General features: G+C 55.3%; 21 protein-coding genes. 3 read left to right on the plus strand and 18 right to left on the minus strand.

Going from position 1 to position 25,416, the window contains the following annotated elements:
- Positions 1-97: 97 nt before the first annotated feature.
- From nuoN to lrhA, 14 genes are all read right to left on the minus strand, one after another.
- Positions 98-1,561: an NADH-quinone oxidoreductase subunit NuoN gene (gene nuoN, locus CKQ53_RS16810; RefSeq protein WP_118895213.1), complete on the minus strand. Its 1,464-nt coding sequence runs from the start codon at positions 1,559-1,561 to the stop codon at positions 98-100.
- A 6-nt stretch (positions 1,562-1,567) separates the two neighbouring features.
- On the minus strand, positions 1,568-3,103 hold the full coding sequence (gene nuoM / locus CKQ53_RS16815; protein ID WP_094117420.1) for an NADH-quinone oxidoreductase subunit M: 1,536 nt from the start codon (positions 3,101-3,103) through the stop codon (positions 1,568-1,570).
- Positions 3,104-3,202: 99 nt separating this feature from the next.
- Complete coding sequence (nuoL, locus tag CKQ53_RS16820; protein ID WP_085650983.1) at positions 3,203-5,053, minus strand: NADH-quinone oxidoreductase subunit L; 1,851 nt, start codon at positions 5,051-5,053, stop codon at positions 3,203-3,205.
- Positions 5,050-5,352, minus strand: coding sequence for an NADH-quinone oxidoreductase subunit NuoK (nuoK, locus tag CKQ53_RS16825; RefSeq protein WP_085650984.1), 303 nt, complete (start codon positions 5,350-5,352; stop codon positions 5,050-5,052). Before nuoK ends, nuoL begins: the two co-directional genes overlap by 4 nt.
- The gene (gene nuoJ / locus CKQ53_RS16830) at positions 5,349-5,897 is read right to left on the minus strand and encodes an NADH-quinone oxidoreductase subunit J (RefSeq protein WP_094117419.1); all 549 of its coding nucleotides are present in this window, start codon (positions 5,895-5,897) and stop codon (positions 5,349-5,351) included. Before nuoJ ends, nuoK begins: the two co-directional genes overlap by 4 nt.
- Positions 5,898-5,907: 10 nt before the next feature.
- On the minus strand, positions 5,908-6,450 hold the full coding sequence (nuoI, locus tag CKQ53_RS16835; RefSeq protein ID WP_026739920.1) for an NADH-quinone oxidoreductase subunit NuoI: 543 nt from the start codon (positions 6,448-6,450) through the stop codon (positions 5,908-5,910).
- A gap of 14 nt (positions 6,451-6,464) precedes the next feature.
- Positions 6,465-7,442: an NADH-quinone oxidoreductase subunit NuoH gene (gene nuoH / locus CKQ53_RS16840; RefSeq protein WP_085650986.1), complete on the minus strand. Its 978-nt coding sequence runs from the start codon at positions 7,440-7,442 to the stop codon at positions 6,465-6,467.
- Positions 7,439-10,165: an NADH-quinone oxidoreductase subunit NuoG gene (gene nuoG, locus CKQ53_RS16845; RefSeq protein WP_094117482.1), complete on the minus strand. Its 2,727-nt coding sequence runs from the start codon at positions 10,163-10,165 to the stop codon at positions 7,439-7,441. Before nuoG ends, nuoH begins: the two co-directional genes overlap by 4 nt.
- Positions 10,166-10,284: 119 nt before the next feature.
- On the minus strand, positions 10,285-11,634 hold the full coding sequence (nuoF, locus tag CKQ53_RS16850) for an NADH-quinone oxidoreductase subunit NuoF (protein ID WP_094117418.1): 1,350 nt from the start codon (positions 11,632-11,634) through the stop codon (positions 10,285-10,287).
- Positions 11,631-12,176, minus strand: a complete 546-nt coding sequence (nuoE, locus tag CKQ53_RS16855) for an NADH-quinone oxidoreductase subunit NuoE (RefSeq protein WP_094117417.1) — start codon at positions 12,174-12,176, stop codon at positions 11,631-11,633. Before nuoE ends, nuoF begins: the two co-directional genes overlap by 4 nt.
- 2 nt (positions 12,177-12,178) lie before the next feature.
- Positions 12,179-13,978, minus strand: a complete 1,800-nt coding sequence (gene nuoC, locus CKQ53_RS16860) for an NADH-quinone oxidoreductase subunit C/D (RefSeq protein WP_094117416.1) — start codon at positions 13,976-13,978, stop codon at positions 12,179-12,181.
- 100 nt (positions 13,979-14,078) lie between these two features.
- Entirely contained in the window at positions 14,079-14,753 is a 675-nt protein-coding gene (locus CKQ53_RS16865) for a NuoB/complex I 20 kDa subunit family protein (RefSeq protein WP_085650990.1), read from the minus strand.
- A 14-nt stretch (positions 14,754-14,767) separates the two neighbouring features.
- A complete protein-coding gene (gene nuoA, locus CKQ53_RS16870; RefSeq protein ID WP_162896378.1) occupies positions 14,768-15,223 on the minus strand; it encodes an NADH-quinone oxidoreductase subunit NuoA in 456 nt (151 codons plus the stop codon).
- Between the two features lie 636 nt (positions 15,224-15,859).
- Positions 15,860-16,810: a transcriptional regulator LrhA gene (gene lrhA / locus CKQ53_RS16875; RefSeq protein ID WP_094117415.1), complete on the minus strand. Its 951-nt coding sequence runs from the start codon at positions 16,808-16,810 to the stop codon at positions 15,860-15,862.
- A 1,250-nt stretch (positions 16,811-18,060) separates the two neighbouring features.
- Between lrhA and CKQ53_RS16880 the strand changes: the two genes are divergently transcribed.
- Together CKQ53_RS16880 and yfbR are read left to right on the plus strand one after the other, a co-directional pair.
- Positions 18,061-19,275: a pyridoxal phosphate-dependent aminotransferase gene (locus CKQ53_RS16880; protein WP_094117414.1), complete on the plus strand. Its 1,215-nt coding sequence runs from the start codon at positions 18,061-18,063 to the stop codon at positions 19,273-19,275.
- Positions 19,276-19,425: 150 nt separating this feature from the next.
- Positions 19,426-20,025: a 5'-deoxynucleotidase gene (gene yfbR / locus CKQ53_RS16885; protein WP_094117413.1), complete on the plus strand. Its 600-nt coding sequence runs from the start codon at positions 19,426-19,428 to the stop codon at positions 20,023-20,025.
- Here yfbR and CKQ53_RS16890 read toward each other — a convergent pair.
- The 4 genes from CKQ53_RS16890 to yfbV all read right to left on the minus strand — a co-directional run bounded on the left by CKQ53_RS16890 (position 20,020) and on the right by yfbV (position 23,724).
- A complete protein-coding gene (locus tag CKQ53_RS16890) occupies positions 20,020-21,861 on the minus strand; it encodes an SLC13 family permease (protein WP_094117412.1) in 1,842 nt (613 codons plus the stop codon). The genes yfbR and CKQ53_RS16890 overlap by 6 nt on opposite strands.
- Before the next feature lie 109 nt (positions 21,862-21,970).
- Positions 21,971-22,627, minus strand: a complete 657-nt coding sequence (locus tag CKQ53_RS16895; protein ID WP_094117411.1) for a sugar phosphatase — start codon at positions 22,625-22,627, stop codon at positions 21,971-21,973.
- A gap of 19 nt (positions 22,628-22,646) precedes the next feature.
- Positions 22,647-23,141, minus strand: coding sequence for a YfbU family protein (locus CKQ53_RS16900; RefSeq protein WP_094117410.1), 495 nt, complete (start codon positions 23,139-23,141; stop codon positions 22,647-22,649).
- Positions 23,142-23,268: 127 nt separating this feature from the next.
- Complete coding sequence (gene yfbV, locus CKQ53_RS16905) at positions 23,269-23,724, minus strand: terminus macrodomain insulation protein YfbV (protein ID WP_094117409.1); 456 nt, start codon at positions 23,722-23,724, stop codon at positions 23,269-23,271.
- Positions 23,725-24,137: 413 nt separating this feature from the next.
- Here yfbV and ackA point away from each other — a divergent pair, with 413 nt between their 5' ends.
- Entirely contained in the window at positions 24,138-25,340 is a 1,203-nt protein-coding gene (gene ackA, locus CKQ53_RS16910) for an acetate kinase (protein ID WP_085652059.1), read from the plus strand.
- Positions 25,341-25,416 lie beyond the last annotated feature (76 nt).

Consider the following 25,416-nt stretch of genomic DNA (forward strand, 5'->3'; position numbering starts at 1 on the left):
GGGCCGAATTGAGACAGATAATTCCTGATTATCTGGCCACCGTCATAAAAAAAGCCGCGACACGTCGCGGCTTTCATCGTCTTGAACCTATCACGGGTTACATCAATGGCTGTGCCATCTGTACCAGCGAGATAAGCGGCTGAGGGTAAAGGCCCAGCGCGACAATAATGATGGCGGAAACCACTACCACAATGCCAGCCAGCGAGAACGGGCATACCGCCGCTTCATTTTGAGCCGAGACCTGAGCCGGCGGCTTGGACAGATACAAGTTCACCATCGCGCGCAGGTAATAGTAGAGGCCAATGGCGCTACCCACGACAACCGCCGCCGTCAACCACCACAGCTGAGCGTTCACACTCACCGCCAGCACGTAGAACTTGCCGAAGAAGCCCAGCGTCATCGGGATCCCCGCCAGTGACAGCATCATGACCGACATTGCTCCAGCCAGTACCGGGCGACGCCAGAACAAACCGCGATACGCCGCCAGCGAATCTTCATCGGTACCGCGATAAGGGCTGGAGATCAGGCTGACGACGCCGAAAGCGCCCAGGCTGCTAAACAGATAGCCCACCAGATAGACGCCGACGGTTTCCAACGCCAGTTCATGCGACTGCACGGCAATCAGCGCCACCAGCAGATAACCCATATGTGCGATGGACGAGTAGCCCAGCAGACGTTTGATATTGGTTTGCGCCACCGCCATCACGTTACCCACGATGATGGAGACAAAGGCCACCACGGCCAACGCCAACCTGACTGACTCGCCGTCGACCAGCGGGGCGTACAGGAACAGGCGCATGACCGCGCCGAAGATGGCGATCTTGCTCGCCGTCGCCAGAAAGGTAGAGACCGGCGCGGGCGCGCCCTGATACACATCCGGCGTCCACAAATGGAACGGCGCCAGTGACAGCTTGAAGCCGATGCCCACAATCATCATACCCAGACCCGCCAGCAACAGCGGCTGATACAGTTGCTGGTCGCTCAGGCTTTTGCCCAGGCTGGCGAAACTCAGGTCGCCGGAACCAGCATAGACCAGCGCCATCCCGAACAGCAGGAAAGAGGACGCGGCGGCAGACAGCAGCATATATTTGACGGCCGCTTCCAGCGAACGTTCCTGACGGAAGGCGTAGCCCACCAGTCCGAACAGCGGCAGAGAAATCAGCTCAATACCGATGAATAGCGACGCCAGATGGTTAGCGCTGGACAGCAGCACGCCCCCTAGCGTAGCGATAAGCACCAGCAGGTAGAACTCGTCGCGGTTGTCCGGGTAACCCTTGAGCCAGGCGTAACCGTAGAGGCAGGTAGCCATACCGGCCACCAGCACCAGACCGGTGTAGAGCATTGAATAGCCGTCCACGCGGATCAGCGGCGTCACATCCGTTGGGCCGGTCTGCCCGACCAGATAGAGGGCGGCCAGCGAAATACCCAGACCGATGACGGACAAAGAGGCATTCACAACGTGGTTGCGTCGCCACGCAATGGACAGCATCACAACCACTACCGTTAATCCGACAAGGAGTAGCGGCGAAAGCGCGATCAGTTGTTGAGGAGTTATTGTCATGGCGAATTAAAGCCTTGTTGTTGAAATAATGGAACTCTGAATCGACGACGTAAACCACTGTTGAATATTGGTCATCGCCGCGCTGGAGGTATCCAGAACCGGCTGAGGATAAATACCCAGCGCGACCAGCAGCACAATCAGCAGTAAGATGATGGACAGCTCGCGCGTCGTCATTCCTGCCAGCGGTGCGTCGGATTTCGGCGCGCCGTAGTAAGCGCGTTGCATCATGATCAACGAGTACACCGAGGCAAACACCAGACCAAAAGTGGAGATGACCGTGATCACCGGCACCACCTGATAGCTGCCGAACAGGATCATGAATTCGCCCACGAAGTTACCGGTTCCCGGCATCCCCAATGTCGCCACCGCGAAGAACAGCGATACGGCGGGCAGATAGCGAATACGTCCCCACAAACCGCCCATCTCGCGCATGTCACGCGTCTGCAAGCGTTCGTACAGCTGGCCGCAGATGATGAACATCCCGGCAGCGGACAGACCGTGCGCGATCATCTGCACCACTGCGCCCTGATACGCCAGCTGACTACCGGAGTAGATGGCGACCATGACGAAGCCCATATGCGACACGGAGGTGTAGGCCACCAGACGTTTGATGTCGGTCTGTTTGAACGCCAGCCAGGCGCCGTAGAAGATACTGATCACGCCCAGCCACATGGCGATCGGCGCGAATTCGTGAGACGTGGTCGGGAACAGCGGCAGGCTAAAACGCAGCAGACCGTAGGCCGCCGTTTTCATCAGCAGACCCGAAAGATCGACAGACCCCGCCGTCGGCGCCAGCGCATGCGCATCCGGCGACCAGCCGTGTACCGGCACCAGCGGCATTTTCACCGCGAAGGCGACGAAGAAGCCCAGCATCAGCAGATATTCCACGCCGTGGGACATTTCGGTGCGCAGCAGCGCGTCGTAGTTAAACGTCCAGACGCCGGTAGAGGCGTGGTGCGCCAGCACCAGACCCAGGATGGCGATCAACATCACCAGACCGCTGGTCTGCGTATAGATGAAGAACTTGGTCGCGGCCTTGCTGCGCGCGCGTTCGTCCGCGCCTTCATGACCCCATACGGCGATCAGGAAGTACATCGGAACCAGCATCATTTCCCAGAAGAAGAAGAACAGGAACAGGTCCACTGCCACAAACACGCCGATCACCCCGACCAGCGTCAACAGCAGGTTGAGATGGAACAGGCCCGAGCGACGATGTTTTTCATTCCACGAGCACAGGACAGACAGCAGTCCCAGCAGCGCGGTCAGCACCACCATCAGCAGCGACAGACCATCCAGCGCCAGATGGAAACCGATGCCGAAGCGCGGGATCCACGGTGCGTCAAACACTTCCTGCCATTGCGGCACGCCGTGCGGCACCGCCAGAGAATAGCCACCCTGCAGCCAAAGCTGTACGGATAGCGCCAGTGTCAACCCCATAGTAATCAGTGCAATCCAACGCGGCACGTTGGCGCCGAATCGCTCGAACAGCCAGCTCAGCAGACCGCCGATCAGGGGGATAAGAAGTAGCCAAGGTAGTAGCATGGCGTTTTGTGTCCCTAAATATAAAGAAAACGAGAAACTTGCTGCCGGCAGGGACGCCTGCATCAGGCGTCCGCTACCCTCAAAGTCGCTGTATTGCCATTACGCCAGCAACAGCAATCCCAGCACCACGACGGCGCCCATACCCACGGAGGCGACATACCAGCGCACCTGACCGTTCTGGCCGACCGCCAGACCACGGTTGCCCCAGGCAACCAGCAGCGCCGGGATCGTCATCAGCTTGTCGAACGGATCGTGTTTCAACAGCGCGCCCATCGCCAGATACGGTTTGACGAAGATCTTGTCGTACAGCCAGTCGAAGCCCCAGGCGTGGAACCACCAGGTCGAGAAGAAACGACCAGGCGCGCTGTTGGCGATGCGGTTGACGAGGCGACGTTGTCCCAGCCACAGAGCGGCGGCCAGCAGGATACCGACCACAGCGACAACGGCGGACGCGATTTCCAGCGTCAGCATATGCCCGTGTTCCAGTTCCGTTGTTTGCGGCAGCACACCGTGCAGCGGCGGCACGATCAGCGCGCCGACGAACGTAGACAGCACCAGCAATATCAGCAGCGGCAGGTGATGGGATATCCCCTTGAGCGCGTGTGCTTTCGTTTTTTCTTCACCGTGGAACACGATGAAAATCATTCTGAAGGTGTAGAGCGAGGTCATGAACGCGCCCGCCAAACCGGCGATGGCGAAGTTGATGTGTCCGTTCGCCCAAGCGCCCGCCAGAATTTCATCCTTACTGAAGAAGCCTGACGTCACCAGCGGCAGCGCCGACAGTGCCGCCCCGCCGACCAGGAAGCAGACATAAACCAGCGGAATGGTTTTGCGTAATCCGCCCATCTTGAAGATGTTCTGTTCGTGGTGGCAGGCCAAAATCACCGAGCCGGAGGACAGGAACAGCAGCGCCTTGAAGAACGCGTGAGTCATCAGATGGAAAATCGCGGCATCCCACGCGGCCGCGCCGAGCGCCAGGAACATGTAGCCGATTTGGCTCATGGTGGAATAGGCCAGCACGCGTTTGATATCCGTTTGCACCAGCGCGGCGAAACCGGCCAGCACCAGCGTGACCGCCCCAATGATGCCGACCAGATGCAGTACCTCCGGCGCCATCAGGAACAGACCGTGCGTGCGTGCGATCAAGTACACGCCCGCCGTGACCATGGTCGCGGCATGGATTAGCGCGGAAACCGGCGTCGGACCCGCCATAGCGTCAGCCAGCCAGGTTTGCAGCGGCAGCTGCGCGGACTTACCGACCGCGCCGCCCAGCAGCATCAACGTCGCCATCGTAATGGCCGGCGAACCTTCCGCCAGATGCTGCGGCGCCAAGACCATCAGTTCGCGGAAGTTCAGCGTGCCCAGCTCGCGATAGAGGATAAACAGCGCGAAAGCCAGGAAGACGTCGCCGACGCGAGTCACGATGAACGCTTTCATCGCCGCCGCGCCGTTGCTCGGATTGGTGTAGTAGAAACCGATCAGCAGGTAGCTGCACAGCCCTACCCCTTCCCAGCCGAGATACATCAACAGCAGGTTATCCGCCAGCACCAGCACCAGCATGCTCGCGATAAACAGGTTGGTGTAGGCGAAGAAGCGGGAGTAGCCCTCTTCCCCTCGCATGTACCAAGACGCGTACAGATGGATAAGAAAGCCGACGCCGGTGACCACCGAGAGCATGGTCAGCGACAGACCGTCCAGCGCCAGATTGACGGTGATGTCGAAATTGCCCACCGACATCCAGGTCCACAGGTGCTGATTGAAGAACACCACGCCGTCGCCCTGCTGATGGCTGAAGAAGTCGATGCCAATCCAGCAGGTCAACAAGGCGGACAAGCCGACGGAGCCTACGCCGACGGTCGCTGAGACATTTTCAGACCAACGGCCGCGGGAAAAGGCCAGCAACAGAAATCCGAGTAGCGGAAATAAAAGAGTTAAGTAGAGTAAGTTCATCCGCGCATCTCACTGACAGTATCAATATTCAGGGTCTGACGGCGACGATACAGCTGCAGCAGCAGCGCGAGGCCGATACTGGCTTCGGCGGCGGCCAGCGTGATCGCCAGAATGTACATCACCTGACCATCCGGGTGACCCCAGTAGCTACCGGCCACGACAAACGCCAGCGCAGCCGCGTTGATCATGATTTCCAGACTGATCAGCATGAACAGCAGGTTGCGCCGGATAATCAGCCCGGTAAGGCCCAGTACAAAAAGAATGGCCGCCAGCAGCAAACCGTGTTGTAGGGGAATCATGCCCGTCCCTCCGTTGTTTTCTTATCGGCGTCATCTGCATCCGCAACGCCGTCGAGCCGGTCTTCACGGCCGACGTGGAAGGCGACGACCAGCCCGGCCAGCAGCAACATGGAGGCCAGTTCAACCGCCAGCACATAAGGTCCGAACAGCGTGATGCCGACCGCTTTGGCGTCAATCATGCTGCCCTGAATGCCTGCGTCGGTGACGCTGTAGATCCCTTTAATAATGACCGCCAGCAGCAGCAGAGACAAAATGCCGGGGCCGATCCAGACACCAGGCTTGAGCCACTGTTTTTCCTGCTCCGCCACGGCGCTGCCGAGGTTCAGCATCATCACCACGAACACGAACAGCACCATAATGGCGCCCGCGTAGACAATGATTTCCAACGCGCCCGCAAAATAGGCGCCCAGCGAGAAGAACACGCAGGCGATGGCCAGAAGAGACACGATTAAATAAAGTAGTGCATGCACTGGATTGGTATGGGTAATGACACGCAATGTTGCCAATACCGCAATCAACGCAGCCGCATAAAAAGCGAATTCCATGCTTGGCTCCTTAAGGCAGCAGACCTTTGACATCAATGGGTTTGGCTTCGTTTTCGGCTTCGCCTTTGTCTTTCCCATTGATAGCCATGCCGGCCATCCGGTAGAAGTTATATTCCGGATATTTACCCGGCCCCGAGATCAGCAGATCTTCTTTTTCGTACACCAGATCCTGGCGTTTGAATTCACCCATCTCAAAATCGGGCGTCAGCTGGATGGCTGTCGTCGGACAGGCTTCTTCACACATGCCGCAAAAAATGCAGCGTGAGAAGTTGATGCGGAAGAATTCCGGATACCAACGCCCGTCTTTCGTTTCCGCTTTTTGCAGCGAGATACAGCCGACAGGACAGGCCACGGCGCACAAGTTGCAGGCGACGCAACGTTCGTCGCCGTCGGGGTCGCGCGTCAGCACGATACGACCGCGATAACGGGGCGGCGGATTCACCGGCTCCTCAGGGTACATGCGGGTTTCACGTTTTTTGAACGCGTTGGACCCCACCATGCAAATGCTGCGTACCTGGGTGCCAAAACCCACCAAGAGTTCTTTCAGTGTCATGGTTTATTCACCCCTTATTGAGCGTTGTACAAAATGACCGCGGCGGTCGCCAACAGGTTAAGCAGCGTCAACGGCAGACAAATCTTCCAACCGAAAGCCATCACCTGGTCGTAACGCGGACGGGGTAACGCAGCACGGATCAGGATGAACATCATCATGAAGAAGGCCGTTTTGAGTGCAAACCACACGATCGGCGGCAGGAAAGGTCCGTGCCAGCCGCCAAAGAACAACGTCACGATCAGCGCCGAGACGGTCACGATGCCGATGTACTCCCCGACGAAGAATAGACCGAATTTCATCCCGGAATATTCGATGTGGTAGCCGTCGGCCAGTTCCTGCTCCGCTTCCGGCTGGTCGAACGGATGGCGGTGACATACCGCGACGCCGGCGATAGCGAAAGTGACAAACCCGAAGAACTGCGGAATGACGTTCCAGATATGCGTCTGACTCTCGACGATGTCGCGCATGTTGAATGAACCGGCCTGAGCCACCACCCCCATCAGCGACAGCCCCAGAAACACCTCATAGCTGAGCGTCTGGGCGGAGGCGCGAACGGCCCCCAACAGAGAGTATTTGTTGTTACTGGACCAACCGGCGAACAGCACGGCATACACCGCCAGACCGGCCATCATCAGGAAGAACAGCAAACCGATGTTCAGGTCGGACACGCCCCAGGTCGGGGTGATCGGTACGATGGAGAACGACAGCAGCAGCGACGTAAATGCAATCATCGGCGCCAGCGTGAAGATGACCCGGTCGGCGAACGGCGGCAGCCAGTCCTCCTTGAAGAACATCTTCAGCATGTCCGACACCAGCTGCAGCGAGCCGCCCCAACCTACGCGGTTCGGCCCGTAGCGCCCCTGGAACAACCCCAGCAGGCGGCGTTCGCCCATACTCATGAAAGCGCCGCAGGTCACGACGACCAGCAGGATCACGATCGCCTTGAGCACGGCGATCAAAATATCCACCACTTCCGGTGTAAACCAACTCATTGTGCCGCCTCCCGCAGTGTTTCAACGGTCGCACCCGCCAGAACCGGGGCGATGCCCGGGAAGCCCAGCGGCAACCCTACCTGTCCTTGACGCAACTCGGCGCTGACCTGTACCGGCAGACGCAAGGTCTGTCCATCACAGACAATCTCAAGCAGCGCACCCGGATTCACGCCCAACTGGGCCGCATCTTCGGGGTTCACCATCGCGTATGGCTGAGGCATCCGTTGCTGGATGACGTCAGCGCGCTGCGACATTTCTTCACTGCCAAACAGATGGTAGTAAGGCGCCACTTGCCATTGACCCGCCTGCGCCGCAAACGGCGCGGGGATCTGATTGAAGTAGTCCAACGCGCCCTCGCCCGCTTCGACCAATCGTACGCCCGGGTCGCCGTGGCGCAAATGGCCGCCGACTTCATCCTGGAACTTGTTCCACGCCTGCGGGGAGTTCCAGCCCGGCGCCCAGGCAAAGGCGACCTGACGGCTTTGGGCCTCGGGACTGTTGTTCCCTTCCATCGAGAAAGCGAACATCGTGTCCTGATCCTGCGGCTGGCGCGGTTCGTTGACGTCGATGTTGGCGCGCATGGCGGTACGCCCGCTGTAACGGTGCGGCTCACGCGCCAGCTTCTGACCACGAATGCGGAAAGAGGCGTCTGGCGCGGCGTCCTTGATCGCCGCTAACTGCGGCAACGCGGCGGCGCAGGCATCCACCACATGGTCGAGCAGCGTCCAGTTCACCTCGCGGCTGGCGATAGTCGCCTTGACCGCATGCAACCAGCGCCAGCTTTCCAGCATGACCGTGGTGTTGTCGTAATAGGCGGGGTCATAAACCTGGAAGAAGCGCTGAGCGCGACCTTCCTGGTTGATGAGCGTCCCATCACTTTCGGCGAAGCTGGCCGCCGACAAAATCAGGTTGGCCTTATCCATGACGCGCGTGCGTTGATGGTCGACCACGATCAGATTGGCGACGTTATCGAGCGCGGCGTCAATCCGCTGCGCCGACGCATGTCGATACAGATCGTTTTCGAGCACCACGACGCTGTCCGCCTCGCCGGACTCCAGCCGGACAAGCGCTTCGTCCAGCGAGCCGCCGCCGATCATGCCAAGCCCCATGCTGTTGGCGCCGCTGGCAACGAACGTAATGCCGACGTCGGCACCGCGCCCCTTTAATGCTTTGGCCACGTTGGCGGCCGCTGCGATAATCTCTTCGCTGCCCGCATGCGTACCGGTGACAATCAGCGGTTTCTTCGCGCCCGCCAGCGCCTGAACGACGACATCCAGTTTCGGCTCAAGGTCGCTTGCCAAATCGGTCACCGCCGGCGCCGCGTCATCCAGCGCATGCGCGATAGCGAAACCCAGACGCGCCTGTTCGTTGACCGGGGCGTGGTAGCTCCATGCCGCCACGTCATCGAGACGGGTGCTGTCGACGTGAGTCACAAAGAGGGGATGCTTAGCGTGCTGGCCGATATTCATGATGGCGGCGATCTGCCAGTCCGCCACTTTCTGTGCGGCAGCCATTTCACGCGCTTTGCCTTTCACCGCCTGGCGCACCGCAAGCGCAATGCGCGCGCCGGTCTGCGTCAAATCTTCGCCCAGCACCAACACCGCATCGTAACCTTCAATCTCGCGAAGGGCCGGGGTGTGAACACCGCTCTCTTTCAGCACTTTCAACATCAGCTGAACGCGGTTCTGTTCGCCCTGCGCCATGCCGCTGTAGAAGTTTTCTGCGCCGACCAGTTCACGCAGCGCAAAGTTGCTTTCGATACTGGCGCGTGGGGAACCGATGCCGATGACCTGCTTAGACTCGCGTAGAACGTTGGCCGCGCTCTGCACCGCCTGTTCGGCGTTCTGCGTCGTCCAGTCATTGCCGAGACGCTGTTGCGGCTGGCGAGGACGATCTTTCAGGTTGACGTAGCCATAGCCGAAGCGGCCGCGATCGCACAGGAAATAGTGGTTCACGCTGCCGTTGAAACGGTTTTCAATACGGCGCAGTTCGCCATAACGTTCGCCGGGGCTGGTGTTACACCCCACGCTGCACTGCTGGCAAATGCTGGGCGCAAACTGCATGTCCCATTTACGGTTGTAACGTTCGGAATGGGTTTTGTCGGTGAAGACCCCGGTCGGGCACACTTCCACCAGGTTGCCGGAGAATTCGCTCTCAAGAACGCCGTCTTCGGGACGACCGAAGTAGACGTTGTCGTGCGCGCCGTACACGCCGAGGTCTTTGCCATCAGCGTAATCTTTGTAATAACGCACACAACGATAACAGGCGATACAGCGGTTCATTTCGTGCGAGATGAACGGCCCGAGATCCTGATTATGATGGGTTCGTTTGGTGAAACGATAGCGGCGGGTGTTGTGGCCGGTCATCACCGTCATGTCCTGTAGGTGGCAGTTGCCGCCCTCTTCGCAGACCGGACAATCGTGGGGATGGTTGGTCATTAGCCACTCGACGACGCTTTTGCGGAACAGTTTAGCTTCTTCATCGTCAATCGCGATGAAGGTGCCGTCCGCAGCGGGCGTCATACAGGACATGACCAGACGACCGCGCGTATCTTCCGCGTTCTGGTATTGCTTGACCGCGCACAGGCGGCATGATCCAACGCTACCCAGCGCCGGATGCCAGCAAAAGTAAGGAATATCAAGGCCCAGAGTGAGACATGCCTCAAGGAGGTTGTCCGCTCCGTTCACATCATATTCTTTGCCGTCTACATGAATCGTTGCCATAGTCAGCATGCTTCCATAAAGGCCCGCGTATTAAGCAGGCGCTAATCAAAAATTCTGTCTATCAGATGAAGAATCGCTTACGTCGGTGCGAAACATCGCATCTGCGACTCGGCCATTGCTTACCAGCGCTGTTTCAGCAGGTTCGGTTGAATCCCGCCTATCGCTTTTGTATTGCTGATAGTCTGCTTGGCGATACCCGCCTCAAACTCATGCCGGAAATACTTTATTGCGCTTTGCAGCGGCTCAACGGCCCCCGGCGCATGGGCGCAGAAGGTATGGCCCGGCGACAGGAAGCGGCACAGCTGTTCCAGCGTTTCGATATCGCCCGGCTGTCCTTCACCTGCTTCAAGCGCGCGCAGCAGCTTCACGCTCCACGGCAGTCCGTCTCGGCATGGCGTACACCAGCCGCAGGACTCGCGCGCGAAGAACTCTTCCAGATTGCGCGTCAAACCGACCATATTGATCTCGTTATCCACCGCCATCGCCAGCCCGGTACCCAGACGGCTACCCGCCTTAGCGATGCTTTCGAAGTCCATCGGCAGGTCCAGATGATCGCCGGTCAGGAAGTCGGTTCCCGCGCCGCCTGGCTGCCAGGCTTTTAGCGTCAAGCCATCGCGCATACCGCCTGCATAATCTTCCAGAATTTCACGGGCGGTCGTCCCAAACGGCAGTTCCCACAGGCCCGGGTTTTTCACCCGACCGGAGAAGCCCATCAGCTTGGTGCCGGCATCTTTACTCTTGCCCGCAGACAACCCCTGATACCAGTCGACGCCATGCTCGATAATGGCCGGGACGTTGCACAAGGTTTCGACGTTGTTGACGCAGGTCGGTTTGCCCCACACGCCCGCAGACGCCGGGAACGGCGGCTTGGAACGCGGGTTGGCGCGACGGCCTTCCAGCGAGTTAATCAGCGCGGTTTCTTCACCGCAGATATAACGTCCGGCGCCGGTGTGAACGAACAGTTCGAAGTCGAAGCCGCTGCCCAGAATGTTCTTGCCCAGCAAACCTGCGGCTTTGGCTTCTTCGATTGCCCGGCGCAGGTTAGCGGCCGCCTGAACGTATTCGCCGCGCAGGAAGATATAGCCGCGATAAGATTTCAGCGCATAGGCGCCAATCAGCATGCCTTCCACCAGCAGGTGAGGCAGCTGTTCCATCAGCAAGCGGTCTTTGTAGGTGCCGGGTTCCATCTCATCCGCATTACACAGCAGGTAGCGGATATTCATGCTTTCGTCTTTCGGCATCAGGCTCCATTTGAGCCCGGTGGAGAAGCCTGCTCCGCCACGTCCGCGCAGACCCGCGTCTTTGACCAGCGTTACCACGTCGCTCTGGGCGATACCGGTCAGTGCTTTTTGCGCGCCCGCGTAGCCATTCTTACTGCGGTATTCATCCAGCCATACCGGCTGTTTGTCTTCACGCAGACGCCAGGTAAGAGGATGCTGTTCGGCAGTGAGAACAATGTTTTTAGTCATTGATACTGCTCCAGTAATGAATCGATATCGTCAGGCTTGACGTGGCTGTGGGTGTCTTCGTCGATCATCATCGAAGGCCCTTTGTCACAGTTACCCAGACAGCAGGTCGGCAGCAGCGTGAAGCGGCCGTCGAACGTGGTCTGACCCGGCTGGATATTGAGCTTTTTCTCCAGCGCGGCGCGAACGCCCTGAAAACCGTTGATGTAGCACACGACGCTATCGCAGTAGCGAATGACGTGACGCCCTACCGGCTGGCGGAAAATCTGGCTGTAAAAGGTGGCGACGCCTTCCACATCGCTGGCCGGAATGCCCAGAATGTCGGCAATCGCGTAAATGGCGCCGTCCGGCACCCACCCACGCTGTTTCTGTACAATTTTCAGCGCTTCAATCGAGGCCGCGCGAGCGTCTTCATAATGGTGTTTTTCATGCTCGATGGCGTCACGTTCGGCGTCGCTGAGCACAAACACGTCCTGGACATCCGTCGTGGAAGCCGACTGCCCCTGAGCGTCTAATGAAGGTTGAGTGTTGTTATGATCGTGCATAATTAGCGGTCCACATCTGACATGACGAAATCAATACTGCCGAGGTAAACGATCAAGTCGGATACCAGGCATCCGCGGATGACCGAAGGAATCTGCTGCAGATGAGCGAAGCTCGGCGTGCGGATGCGCGTACGGTAGCTCATGGTGCTGCCATCGCTGGTCAGGTAGTAACTGTTGATCCCCTTGGTGCCTTCGATCATCTGGAACGATTCGTTGGCCGGCATGACCGGGCCCCAGGACACTTGCAGGAAGTGGTTGATCATCGTTTCGATGTGCTGCAGCGTGCGTTCTTTCGGCGGCGGCGTCGTCAGCGGATGATCGGCCTTGAACGGCCCTTCCGGCATGTTGTTCAGGCACTGTTCGAGGATGCGCAGACTCTGGCGCAGCTCTTCCACTTTCAACATCACGCGGGTGTAGCTGTCGCTGATGCCATCGCCGACCGGCACCTCAAAGTCGAAGTTTTCATAGCCGGAGTAAGGACGCCATTTACGGACATCGAACGGAATGCCGGTCGCTCGCAAGCCTGCGCCCGTCACGCCCCACTCCAGCGCCTCTTTGGCGTTGTAGGCGGCGACGCCCTGCGAACGTCCTTTCAAAATGGTGTTTTGCAACGCCGCTTTGACATAGGTATCCAGACGCGCCGGCATCCAGTCCAGGAATTCACGCAGCAGTCGATCCCAGCCGCGCGGCAGGTCATGAGCCACGCCGCCGATACGGAACCAGGCGGGATGCATACGGAAACCGGTGATCGCTTCCACCAGATCGTAGATTTTCTGACGATCGGTAAACGCGAAGAAGACCGGCGTCATGGCGCCGACATCCTGAATGAAGGTGCTGATGTAGAGCAGATGACTGTTGATGCGGAACAGTTCGGACAACATCACGCGGATAGTCTCTACGCGCTCAGGCACTTTAATGCCCGCCAGCTTCTCAACCGCCAGCACGTATGGCATCTCGTTAACGCAGCCGCCGAGATATTCGATACGGTCGGTGTACGGAATGTAGCTGTGCCAGGACTGGCGCTCGCCCATTTTTTCCGCACCGCGGTGGTGGTAGCCGACGTCAGGAATACAGTCGATGATCTCTTCGCCGTCGAGCTGCAAGATCAGACGGAACGCACCGTGTGAGGAGGGATGGTTTGGCCCCATGTTCAGGAACATGAAGTCTTCGTTTTGCGTGCCGCGCTTCATGCCCCAGTCTTCAGGCTTGAAGGTCAGCGACTCCATTTCCAGATCTTCGCGCTGTTTGGTCAGTACGAAAGGATCGAATTCTGTCGCGCGCGCCGGGAAGTCTTTACGCAGCGGGTGACCTTCCCAGGTTTGCGGCATCATGATGCGCGTAAGATGCGGATGACCGTTAAAGGTAATGCCGAACATGTCCCACACTTCACGCTCATACCAGTTCGCGTTCGGGAACAACGGCGTCATCGTCGGCAGGAACAGATCGTTCTCCGCCAGCGCCACTTTCAGCATGATGTCGCCGTTACGTTCAAGGGAAGTCAGCAGATAGAAGACGGAGAAGTCTGCGGCGGGTAGCCCCTCGCGGTGCGTACGCAGGCGTTCATCCATGCCATGCAGATCCATCAGCATGACATAAGGCTTCGGTTGTTTTTTCAGGAAATCGACGACGTCGAGTAATTGCTCACGTTTGACCCAAACTACCGGCATCCCCGTCCGCGTGGCCTGGACGGTAAACGCGTCCTGACCGAAACGGTTCCACAGCTCGCCAACGACCGGATCATCCAGATGATCGCGGGTTTGCCATGCGGGCAGAACGGCGTCGTGTGTCGTTAAATCTGTCATAAGTAATGTCACCACATTAAATGTGTTATTTCCGTGACTGATGATGGCGGCGCGCTGTTATGTTGATATTACGCAGCCATCACGGCCTATCATTCACAGGTCAAATTTCATCCGGGGAACGTAGGTGGGTTACCGCAATACGCTCTTCGCGTTTACGTTCACGTTCGGATTGCATGTTGGCGCGATACACGCCCTGATCGCCGACGACCCATGACAGCGGACGACGCTCTTTACCAATAGACTCTTTCAGCAACAGCAGCGCCTGCATGTACGCTTCCGGACGCGGCGGACACCCTGGGATGTACACGTCTACCGGCAGGAATTTATCGACGCCCTGAACGACGGAATAGATGTCGTACATACCGCCGGAGTTGGCGCACGCGCCCATGGAGATGACCCATTTCGGTTCCAGCATCTGGTCATACAGGCGCTGAATAACGGGAGCCATTTTCAGGAAAGGGGTTCCGGCGATGACCATGAAGTCGGCCTGGCGGGGAGAGGCACGCAACACTTCGGAACCAAAGCGCGCCACATCGTGTACGGCGGTGAAGGAAGTCACCATCTCCACGTAACAGCAAGAAAGACCAAAGTTGAAGGGCCACAGGGAGTTACCGCGTCCCCAGTTGACCATATTTTGCAGCGTCTGCTCCAGATTGCCCATAAACACGCTTTTGTTAACGTGCTGTTCGAGTGGGTCGCTGACGACCTCTTGCTTCTGTAGCGGATAACGGTCGTTCTCACCGTCGGGGTCTATGCGGGTGAGCGTATAGTCCATTTATTGCCTCGCTATTACTGCTGATGAGTATTGGTGGTGGAGTGGTTTACGACGATGTCAGACTTCACGACTTGCCGCTTGGAGCGCTTTGGCGTCCAGTCCAGCGCGCCGATACGCACCAGATAGACCAGCCCGGCCAACAGCACCAATATGAAAATGGTGGCTTCGATAAAACCTACCCAGCCGCTTTCCCGAATAGAAACGGACCAGGCATACAGGTACAGCGCTTCCACGTCGAAAATGACGAAGAACATCGCAACAAGATAGAATTTTGCAGACAGTCTCAGTCGGGCAGACCCGACGGAATCGATACCCGATTCGTAAGGCGTATTTTTAGCCCGGCCTTTGGATCGCCCTCCCAGCAGAAAGCCGCCCAACAGCATGAAACCGCAGAGACCCACGGCAACGATCAGAAATAAAGCAAATGCCCAGTGGTGGGCGAGGACTTCAGTAGTTGTTGACATACTCATTGCTTACTCATCAAAAGTGGCTTTGGCAGCTGCTCTTTTTACGGCAGTTAATCGCCACATCGATTAAAAGGAAGGATTTGTAACCATAAAAATACCACAAATTATAGGGTTAAGGCGCGGTAAATGTGGTTATTCATCCTGTTTTTGCAACCTTTTCTCAACCTTTATAAAAATAACAGCACATAAATTAACATGCACGTATCTTTGTTAACCTTTCATAAACATAGCAGAGACTGAATCGTATCAATGCTACTCCTGGTTGTTTTAGACCAATGCGAAGAAAAAGCCCCTATTTCTGTAGTGACTATATCAATTTCAACATGAATGCAGGTTAATGAATAAGGTTAAGGCAAGTATTTTTTGATCTCTCACACGTTTTTCCGGTTTTAGTTATTAAAAAAAGTACGTTCAGTAAGCAATTGTTAATACGACAAACCGTGTGGATATGACCGGGGGTAGGATCAGAGAAGTGCGGACGTTAGAAGAAAAGGAAGATGTATCGCCAGTAGAGGAGCGAATTCTGACGCGAGCGACGAAAAAAACGACAGAGTGGCAACAAGCACACACTCTGTCGTGAGTATCCGGACGTTTTTATAACATTTCACACTGACGCATACCGCTCAGCGCTGTAAAAAGTCAGAGAATATTTTTCAATGATTCGTCCGTGGGAGTAATGCGGATATCCCCTTCCGGAACACTATTCACAGAAAGTAGATTGGAACGCGTGCCTGACTCAATGGCGCTGAAGATCGCCGTACTCAACTCGTTATTTTGCTGTGGATTCTTGCACAGGTAATAACGGGTATCGGGTAACTTCGGCAAGCCTTCTTCTTCACCGAGCACACGCAGTTCCGGCGTCATCATTTCTACCGAACGCACCGTAATGCCCAATCCCGCTTTGACCGCCGCCCGAACCGCCGACAGTGTGGAAGCCACGTACGAAATCTTCCACGGAATACCCGCTGCGGTCAGCTTTTCCAGCGCCAGCGTGCGGAAAGGACTCGGTTCATCCAGAACGACTAACGGCACAGGACTGCCGTGTTGGAACTGGTATTCCGCCGAGCAGTACCACAGCGTCGGTGACGAGCGCAGCAGAACATTAGGAAACTCGGTGCTGTTCTCGGTCGTGATGACTAAATCAATTTTGCCCTGATGCAACATTTCCATCATTTCAGGGCTGCGTTTGATACTCACTTCAATCGACAGTTTGGGGAAAACCGAGGTCACGCGCTGCAAGATAAACGGCAGAATAGTATCCGCAGTATCATCAGAAGCGCCGATCGTCAGGGTTCCCTGAATGTCGCTGAACATTAATGAGGCGCAGGCCTCATCATTGAACTGCAGTATTTTTCTGGCATAACCAAGAAACTGGATCCCATGCTCGGTGAGCAGCTTATTTCTCCCATGACGGGCGAATAACTCCTTACCGATGAGTTGTTCCAGCCGCTGCATCTGCTGACTAACGGCAGACTGCGTTCTGCATACTGCCACGGCCGCGGCCGCAAAAGTATTCAAATCGGCGACAGCGACAAACGTTCTCAGCAGATCCAGATCAAGATTGAGAACTGGGCGATTTGCATTTGTCATACGGTTCTTCACTTATCTATTTTAATTATTAACTAACATACCTGGTGTTGGATACGTATCCCGACAACGTCGGCATACAATGAAAGACAGTATCGTAGATGAACGGTTACGGCAAAAAATACTTAATGTTTCGTTACCACATCGCTTTTTTTTCGCCCTCTCCCTTACCTGTTCATTTTATTGATTCGAGCCGCCGATAAAAAGAACGGCTATTTATTTTAGATAATAAAATAAAAGTCTTGCGCGCACTAGTACGCTAAAGAGAGCGGATTGACATGATAAAAGCCGACGTTGACGAAAGTCTCTGTATTTACAGAGTACCTTTCAGTAAAATAGATAACTTAATGTCGTCATTTCAATACGTTACGATTTATCTGAATTCACCGTAACCGCCCACTTCATCGCCAAGCAATATACGATGACCTACTCGTAAAATATTCTGATATAAGATACCAGAATTAAGTTTTATGTCATCTACAAACTCGTTATTGGCTATAATGTAACTCGAGTGATTAATCTGACAAGAGCCCATCTATAACAATCTGAAAAATCCTATATTACCTATTAATATTACTAGATTGATCATTGTGAAAAAACTTTTGTAAAGGCATCGAAAAGAAAAGACGAGGCTCTATTAATTGCATATTCGAATTCAAAATAGACGAGTATTTATTGGCTGGCCTACCCTTTGTGACAAGATGCTCTAAAATAGTCACGGCTATTACAAACGGTGTTAATTTCATATCAGGGAAGGCGAGTCTCAATAATAAAATAAGAAATCCCTTTATTTTAATCGGTTACATGTAAAGGCTACACCTAAATAAGATTGGTTTTTTACCCGCTATTCCAGCCATTGCGAAAAATAGGGTTATTGCCTAAATCGAGTGGTCCCTTTTACGTCAGGTCATGGTCCAGGGAAACAGGCAATAATAGTGATGCATTTGCGTTCAAATGAGAAACTCACTTTGAAATTGCGTACCCCAGGCCGCCACGAGTTCCCCCTGACGTCGCACAAATCACCTTATCCCGCGCCCTTTCCAATCGAAAAAGACAAAGAAATGGATTTATACAGTCTAAAAAGACAACAAATAAAAAAATAACAGTTTTTTACACTATGGAATTGGCGCTACCCACGGTTTTTGAGATAGCGGATTCATAGAGGATCATTCTTCAAAATCCGCGTCAGGAGGAGTACATTAAGCCGATTAAGCGTCTACTATTCAGGAACCTTCCTGTACAAGGTTTGTTAAATGTCCCCTATCGAAAAATCCAAGAAATTGGAAAATGTTTGTTATGACATCCGTGGCCCGGTGTTAAAAGAAGCCAAACGGTTGGAAGAAGAAGGCAACAAGGTTCTTAAACTTAACATCGGCAACCCTGCCCCATTCGGTTTCGAAGCCCCCGATGAAATTCTGGTTGACGTGATTAGGAACCTGCCGACCGCGCAAGGTTATTGCGACTCGAAAGGACTCTATTCCGCCCGTAAGGCCATCGTCCAGCACTATCAGGCGCGCGGGCTGCGTGACATCACCGTAGAAGACGTTTACATCGGCAACGGCGTCTCCGAACTCATCGTGCAGTCCATGCAGGCTCTCCTGAATAATGGCGACGAAATGCTGGTGCCTGCGCCGGACTATCCTTTATGGACGGCCGCCGTATCGCTGTCGAACGGTAAAGCCGTGCACTATCGCTGTGACGAAGAGTCCGGCTGGTTTCCTGACCTGGATGATATTCGTAAAAAAATCACGCCGAACACGCGCGGTATCGTCATCATTAACCCGAATAACCCCACCGGCGCCGTTTACAGCAAAGAGCTGTTGATGGAGATCGTCGAGATCGCCCGTCAAAACGACCTGATCATTTTCGCCGATGAGATCTACGACAAGATTCTGTATGACGAAGCCCAGCACCACTCCATTGCGGCACTGGCGCCGGACCTGCTCACGGTGACGTTCAACGGCCTGTCGAAGACCTATCGCGTGGCTGGGTTCCGTCAGGGATGGATGGTATTGAACGGCCCCAAAAAGCATGCGAAAGGCTATATCGAAGGGCTGGAGATGCTCGCCTCGATGCGTCTTTGCGCCAACGTCCCCATGCAACATGCAATTCAGACGGCGCTCGGCGGTTATCAGAGCATCAGTGAATTTATTCGCCCCGGCGGCCGTTTGTATGAACAGCGTAATCGCGCCTGGGAATTGATTAACCAGATCCCCGGCGTCTCCTGCGTGAAACCGTCCGGTGCTCTCTATATGTTCCCGCGTATCGACGCGAAGCGTTTCAACCTTCACGACGACCAGAAGCTGGTGCTGGATCTGCTGCTGCAGGAAAAAGTGCTGCTGGTTCAGGGGAGCGCGTTCAACTGGCCGGAGCCAGACCATGTTCGCATCGTGACGCTGCCGCGCGTCGACGAGCTGGATATGGCCGTGCATAAGCTGGGACGTTTCCTCGAACACTACCACCAGTAATCACTGCGGTCGGTACATCACACGGGCGGCGCTTTATGGCACTGCCCGTTTTTTCATCCGATTCCCACCCCACCGAGCGCCGGGGCTGAGTTGCTAATTCTGCGTCAAGCGACCACAATGGTTTTTCCCTCCGCGTATTGAGAGAGTGCTATGGTTCAAAGTCATTTCTTCGCCCATCTATCCCGTCTAAAACTGATTAACCGCTGGCCGCTGATGCGTAACGTCCGCACGGAAAACGTCTCGGAACATAGTTTGCAGGTCGCGTTTGTGGCCCATGCGCTTGCCGTTATCAGAAACCGAAAATTCGGCGGGGATCTCAATGCCGAGCGTATCGCCCTGCTCGCGATGTACCACGATGCCAGCGAAGTGCTGACCGGCGATATGCCGACGCCCATCAAGTATTACAACGCCCAGATGGCGCACGAATATAAGAAGATCGAGAAAATCGCTCAGCAAAAGCTTATCGATATGCTGCCAAGCGAACTGCAGGAAGACTATCGCATGCTGCTGGATGATACCTATACCAGCGAGGAAGAGCATGCGGTGGTCAAACAGGCTGATGCGCTGTGCGCCTACCTGAAATGTCTGGAAGAACTGTCGGCAGGCAATAACGAATTCGTATTGGCCAAAGCGCGTCTGGAAAAAACGCTGCAACAACGACACAGTCAGGAAATGGACTATTTCATGACCGTGTTCATTCCAAGCTTCAGCCTCTCCTTGGATGAAATCAGCCAGGACTCCCCGCTATAACGGGGAGAACGGGTAGAGCCACGGGATCATCACGACGCTCACGCCCATGACCAATACGGTGAAAGGCACCCCGATTTTAAGGAAGTCGCTGAACCGGTAACCGCCCGGTGCTAATACCAACGTATTCACCGGCGAAGAGACGGGCGTCATGAATGCCGCTGAAGCGGCGATAGCAATAATCATGGCAAACGGATAAGGCGACACCTGCATTTGGTCGGCTGCGGCGATAGCAATGGGTGCCATGAGCACCGCCGTCGCCGTATTCGAAATGAACAGACCGATCACCGCACACAGAACGAACAGACACGCCAGCATCACCTGCGGCCCGGCATCCCCCGCGACGTCCATCAATCCTTTGACAATCATCGCCACTCCGCCCGTTTTCTCCAGCGCCAGCGCAAAGGGCATCATACCGATAATCAGCATCAGGCTCGGCCAGTGTACCGCGCGATAGGCGCTCTCCATATCAATGCAGCGAAATTGGCCCATCATCAGACAGGCGATCAGCGCCGCGACCGCATTAGGGATCTCATCGGTCAGCATCATGGCGATCATCAACGCGAGGCAGAACAACGCATGAGGCGCCTGACTTTTCGCGGGGGCCACTTCGTCCACTTCGGCGGGTAAATTCAGCACGATAAAATTCTGTTTTTGCTGATACAGCTGGCGAATATTACGCCAGTCCCCGATCACCAGCAGGATATCGCCCAATTGAAGCGGCTCATTCGACAGCGCGCCGTCCAGCGCTTCGCCGTTGCGGCGTATCCCCACCACCGTCAGACCATATCGGCTACGAAACATCGCATCCTGAAGAGTTTTACCCACCAGCTCCGAGTCTGGGATCAGTGAAACTTCCGCCATGCCAACATCACGCGCCTGCTCAGAGAAATATTCGCCGCGCAGCACCATGGGCTCCAGCAGATGCGCAGAGCAGAACTCACGCAGGTCGACGTCGGAAGCCGACATATCGATCAACAGAACATCGTTCAGGCGCAGTTCAGTATTCACCGCAACGCTAATCATCACTCGTCTGAACTTGCGCCAGCGCTCGATCCCTACGACGTTAGCGCCGAAACGCTGGCGCAAGTTAAGATCGTCCAGCCGCTGGCCGACAAACGGCGAACCCCTTCGAATCGCCAGCCGCCGCGCTCGTCCCGTCAGCTTGTAGTCGCGGATCAAATCCCGAAATGTCTTTCGCTTCCACGCGTCTTTATTATCGCCGCTGTCGTTACTCCCCAGCCAGAAACGCGCCACCAGCATATAGCCAATACCGACCAACAGAACCACTACGCCGATGGGCGTCATGCCGAAAAAGCCAAAGCCCGCGATATGGTTGCGCATCAGTTCGCTGTTAACCACCATGTTGGGCGCGGTAGCAACCAAGGTCATCATACCGCTGATCAGGCCGGCGAAACTCAGGGGCATCAACAGACGAGCGGGCGAACTCTTCATGCGTGCCGCGACATTCAGCACCACCGGAATAAAAATCGCCACGACGCCGGTGGAGCTCATAAACGCGCCCAGCCCCGCGACAGTCAGCATGAGCAGCACCAACATTCGAACTTCACTCTCTCCAGCGACATGCATTAACCAGTCGCCGACCTGATACGCGACCCCGGTCCGCACCAACCCCTCGCCGATGACAAACAAGGCGGCAATCAATATTACGTTTGGATCGCTAAACCCCATCAACGCTTCCGGCAACGTTAGTGTGCCGCTTAAGACAAAAGCGATGATGACCAGCAATGCGACCACATCCATTCGCAATTTGTTGGTGGCGAACAAAACGATGGCGATGAACAACAACGTCAACACCCATAGCAGCTCACGGGTCACTAGCACCTCCTGTTAGTGGCAATCCTTAAAACAGAGAACTCAGCATGACATAAAAAAACCCTGCAAAAGCAAGGTTGATATTTTTATTCCCCACACTCGTTCGTTATCTTCAGCGTGACGCGGTGACGACAAAACCCGCGTCGCCAGACGTCACATCCAACTGCTCCAGGGAGCTAAGCACCATGTCGACTTTATCCAAATCGGGCGTGTCCGACGGTGCGTTAACAGCGATAACTTTCGCCTTTGCGGCAAGACCGGACTGAACTCCGGCGGGGGCGTCTTCGACGACGGCGCAATCCTGCGGGTTAAGCCCCAACAGCTGTGCGCCAAGCAGATAGGCGTCCGGATGCGGTTTTCCTTGGGAGACGCATTCCGCGGTCACAAACTCTCGCGGCATTAACAACCCTGCGGCTTTATGGCGGGCATAGGCTATCGGCACGGACCCTGAGGTGACGATGGCCCAAGGCACATTGAGCGCCTCCAGACGCTGAAGCAGCGCCTGCGCGCCGGGCATGGCGGTGATGCCTTCCAGATCCGTCGATTCTCTCTCTTCCAATACCTGATAAGCGTGCTGAATGTCCGCTTCACTCTTATCGTGAAGGAAGTGACGCAACGACGTGATGGCTTGCTTACCATGAATGAAATCAAGTACTCGCTGTGGATCGAGTCCTTGCCCCTCCGCCCACCAGCGCCAGGCATTTTCAACAACAGGTAAAGAGTTGACTAATGTACCGTCCAGATCAAACAGAAAACCTTTAACTTCCACCGTTAACCTCTTTGCTTTATCAAGCGTTGACGATTTGTGAAATTTCCACCGCGCTGAGGTGATATTGCCGCAGACAGGCAAGCCAAATGTTAAGCATACGCGAGTACTTATCCCACATGGGGGTTTGAGCATTAAAGCCGTGCGTACCGGCGTCAAAATGCAGATAACGGCCTTCCGTATGCACCATGAAGCGAACATATCCCAGAAAGCGTGCTTCCGTGGCGGCGTCAAAACCTAAAAACGCCAGTCGGCGTTCGCTGAACTCGGGTTTTTGAGACAAGTTGCTCCAGGAAACCTGTAGCGCGTGGTGCATTTCCATCATATTGATAATGATACGGCAAATATCTTCGCTCAAATCGCCGAACTCATGGTCAAGTTCACGCATTTGCAGGCCATAGCCTCGCTCAATAATAGTCCGCAACCGCCGATATCGCTCTGCGTTCTTTGGGTCCAGCAGGGTCATGACTTGATATTGATTTGACAGGATTAATCGTTGGGCATTGGTTATGTCCATGGCGCTCTCCAGAATCACCTTCCGCCAAGGTCGGTGTAAAAAGAAGAATCGCATACTCCCTGCAAAGTAGTTTTTGATTTAGAGCGGTATCGGAAGGAAATAGAGACGGGGTAAAACGAGACCCACATCAAAGATCGTCGAGAAAGGCCTTGTCTAGCTGCTTGAAGGCGCGTTTAAGTACGTCAGCCAGCATCTGATACGTCGGCTTTTCTTCCAGCGGCGCCAGAGCGAGTCCCGCGTCCAGTAGTCGCTGACGAATATCGTGAAACCACTGCAATAAGGAAGGCGGCAATGGCGTGATGGCGCGACGACCCAACCACCACAATCCCTGCATCGGAAGACTCAACGCGAACAGCGCGGTTGCCACGACGGGCCCCAGTTGACCGCCCAGAGCCACCTGCCAGGAGAGCGTGAAAACGGCCAGCGGCGGCATGAAGCGAATAGCGAAAAGTGTGGTGCGTACAACGCGGTTTTCAGGAAATACCGGGGCCAGACGCTTGTCTGCAGGCCAGGTCTTCATATAGTGCTGGCCGAGTCTCAACAGCTTGAACCAGCCCGCTTTACCGGTAGGATTTGTCGTCATCGCACACCTCAACTTCACGTATAAAAAATAAAAAAATCTGTACAAATCACCAACTAAAATTAATAACCTTAAAATATATTTTGTGTTTAACGAACGCTATCGGTATCCTAATTCCGGCCTTTTGCCGCACTGCATTTAAGGCGTGGTGGCGGACCTCCGCCTCTGACTGGTGAGGCCAAATCCCACCCAGAGTCAGCTTTATCTTGCCCGGCAACAGCAAAGTTTCACAGCGTCGATGTCACCTTCACTCCGCATTTGTTAGTGCAAGCGTCATGTGACTTCGACACTTTATATTGTCATGTCTGGTAAATTCTACCAAGCCATGATGTTAATCATAAATGTCATTCGCGTTACGCGCTATGCTGCGCGCCGCATGATATTTCTTTAACCATGTATAACAAGTAGGTACCTCCATGTCGAGTAAGTTAGTCCTGGTTCTAAACTGTGGTAGTTCATCCCTCAAGTTTGCCATCATTGATGCCGTCAACGGGGACGAATACCTGTCTGGCCTGGCAGAATGTTTCCACCTTCCCGAAGCACGTATCAAATGGAAATTGGACGGAGGCAAACAGGAAGCCGATCTGGGTGCTGGCGCAGCTCACAGCGAAGCGCTGAACTTTATCGTCAACACGATCCTCAGCCAGAAACCAGAGCTTTCCGCTCAGCTGGTTGCTATCGGCCACCGTATCGTTCACGGCGGCGAGAAATTCACCCAGTCTGCGGTGATCGACAGCAACGTTCTGCAAGGCATTAAAGATGCCGTTCCGTTTGCGCCGCTGCACAACCCGGCTCACCTGATCGGTATCGCCGAAGCCCTGAAAGCCTTCCCGAACCTGGCTAACAAAAACGTGGCCGTTTTCGACACCGCGTTCCACCAGACCATGCCGGAAGAATCCTACCTGTATGCTCTGCCGTACAAACTGTACACCGAACACCATATCCGTCGTTACGGCGCGCACGGCACCAGCCACTTCTATGTGTCTCAGGAAGCCGCTAAAGCGCTGAACAAACCGCTGGATGAACTGAACGTAATCACCTGCCACCTGGGCAACGGCGGTTCCGTATCTGCTATCCGCAACGGTAAATGTGTTGATACTTCCATGGGCCTGACGCCGCTGGAAGGTCTGGTGATGGGCACCCGTAGCGGTGACATCGATCCGGCCATCGTATTCCACCTGCACGACGCGCTGGGCATGAGCATCGACGACATCAACAAAATGCTGACCAAAGAGTCCGGCCTGCAGGGTCTGACCGAAGTCACCAGCGACTGTCGTTATGTTGAAGACAACTACGAAACGAAACCTGACGCTAAACGCGCCATGAACGTATTCTGCCACCGTCTGGCTAAATACATCGGTGCTTACAGCGCCCTGATGGAAGGTCGTCTGGATGCCGTGATCTTCACCGGCGGCATCGGTGAAAATGCGGCGATGGTGCGTGAGCTGACCCTGAAACAGCTGGGCCTGCTGGGCTTCGAAGTCGACCACGAACGCAACCTGGCGGCGCGCTTCGGCAACAGCGGCAACATCGGTAAAGAGGGCACCCGCCCGGCTCTGGTCATCCCGACCAATGAAGAGCTGGTTATCGCGCAGGACGCACTCCGCCTGACCGCGTAACCGAAAAAATCAGTATCCTAACTCCGTCAGCTCAGGCTGACGGAGTTGTTTTTGAGCAACGAGCAACCGCAAAGAG

The organism is Lonsdalea britannica (assembly GCF_003515985.1).
Lineage (GTDB): Bacteria > Pseudomonadota > Gammaproteobacteria > Enterobacterales > Enterobacteriaceae > Lonsdalea > Lonsdalea britannica.

What these genes read in the sequence shown, in the direction of transcription:
- nuoN (WP_118895213.1), bottom strand. Translation starts at nt 1,561, where the DNA reads ATGACAATAACTCCTCAACAACTGATCGCGCTTTCGCCGCTACTCCTT.
- ackA (WP_085652059.1), top strand. Translation starts at nt 24,138, where the DNA reads ATGTCGAGTAAGTTAGTCCTGGTTCTAAACTGTGGTAGTTCATCCCTC.
- nuoM (WP_094117420.1), bottom strand. Translation starts at nt 3,103, where the DNA reads ATGCTACTACCTTGGCTACTTCTTATCCCCCTGATCGGCGGTCTGCTG.
- nuoH (WP_085650986.1), bottom strand. Translation starts at nt 7,442, where the DNA reads ATGAGTTGGTTTACACCGGAAGTGGTGGATATTTTGATCGCCGTGCTC.
- lrhA (WP_094117415.1), bottom strand. Translation starts at nt 16,810, where the DNA reads ATGACAAATGCAAATCGCCCAGTTCTCAATCTTGATCTGGATCTGCTG.
- nuoL (WP_085650983.1), bottom strand. Translation starts at nt 5,053, where the DNA reads ATGAACTTACTCTACTTAACTCTTTTATTTCCGCTACTCGGATTTCTG.
- nuoA (WP_162896378.1), bottom strand. Translation starts at nt 15,223, where the DNA reads ATGAGTATGTCAACAACTACTGAAGTCCTCGCCCACCACTGGGCATTT.
- nuoI (WP_026739920.1), bottom strand. Translation starts at nt 6,450, where the DNA reads ATGACACTGAAAGAACTCTTGGTGGGTTTTGGCACCCAGGTACGCAGC.
- nuoC (WP_094117416.1), bottom strand. Translation starts at nt 13,978, where the DNA reads ATGACAGATTTAACGACACACGACGCCGTTCTGCCCGCATGGCAAACC.
- nuoK (WP_085650984.1), bottom strand. Translation starts at nt 5,352, where the DNA reads ATGATTCCCCTACAACACGGTTTGCTGCTGGCGGCCATTCTTTTTGTA.
- nuoE (WP_094117417.1), bottom strand. Translation starts at nt 12,176, where the DNA reads ATGCACGATCATAACAACACTCAACCTTCATTAGACGCTCAGGGGCAG.
- nuoF (WP_094117418.1), bottom strand. Translation starts at nt 11,634, where the DNA reads ATGACTAAAAACATTGTTCTCACTGCCGAACAGCATCCTCTTACCTGG.
- nuoG (WP_094117482.1), bottom strand. Translation starts at nt 10,165, where the DNA reads ATGGCAACGATTCATGTAGACGGCAAAGAATATGATGTGAACGGAGCG.
- CKQ53_RS16900 (WP_094117410.1), bottom strand. Translation starts at nt 23,141, where the DNA reads ATGGACATAACCAATGCCCAACGATTAATCCTGTCAAATCAATATCAA.
- nuoJ (WP_094117419.1), bottom strand. Translation starts at nt 5,897, where the DNA reads ATGGAATTCGCTTTTTATGCGGCTGCGTTGATTGCGGTATTGGCAACA.
- yfbV (WP_094117409.1), bottom strand. Translation starts at nt 23,724, where the DNA reads ATGACGACAAATCCTACCGGTAAAGCGGGCTGGTTCAAGCTGTTGAGA.
- CKQ53_RS16880 (WP_094117414.1), top strand. Translation starts at nt 18,061, where the DNA reads ATGTCCCCTATCGAAAAATCCAAGAAATTGGAAAATGTTTGTTATGAC.
- yfbR (WP_094117413.1), top strand. Translation starts at nt 19,426, where the DNA reads ATGGTTCAAAGTCATTTCTTCGCCCATCTATCCCGTCTAAAACTGATT.
- CKQ53_RS16865 (WP_085650990.1), bottom strand. Translation starts at nt 14,753, where the DNA reads ATGGACTATACGCTCACCCGCATAGACCCCGACGGTGAGAACGACCGT.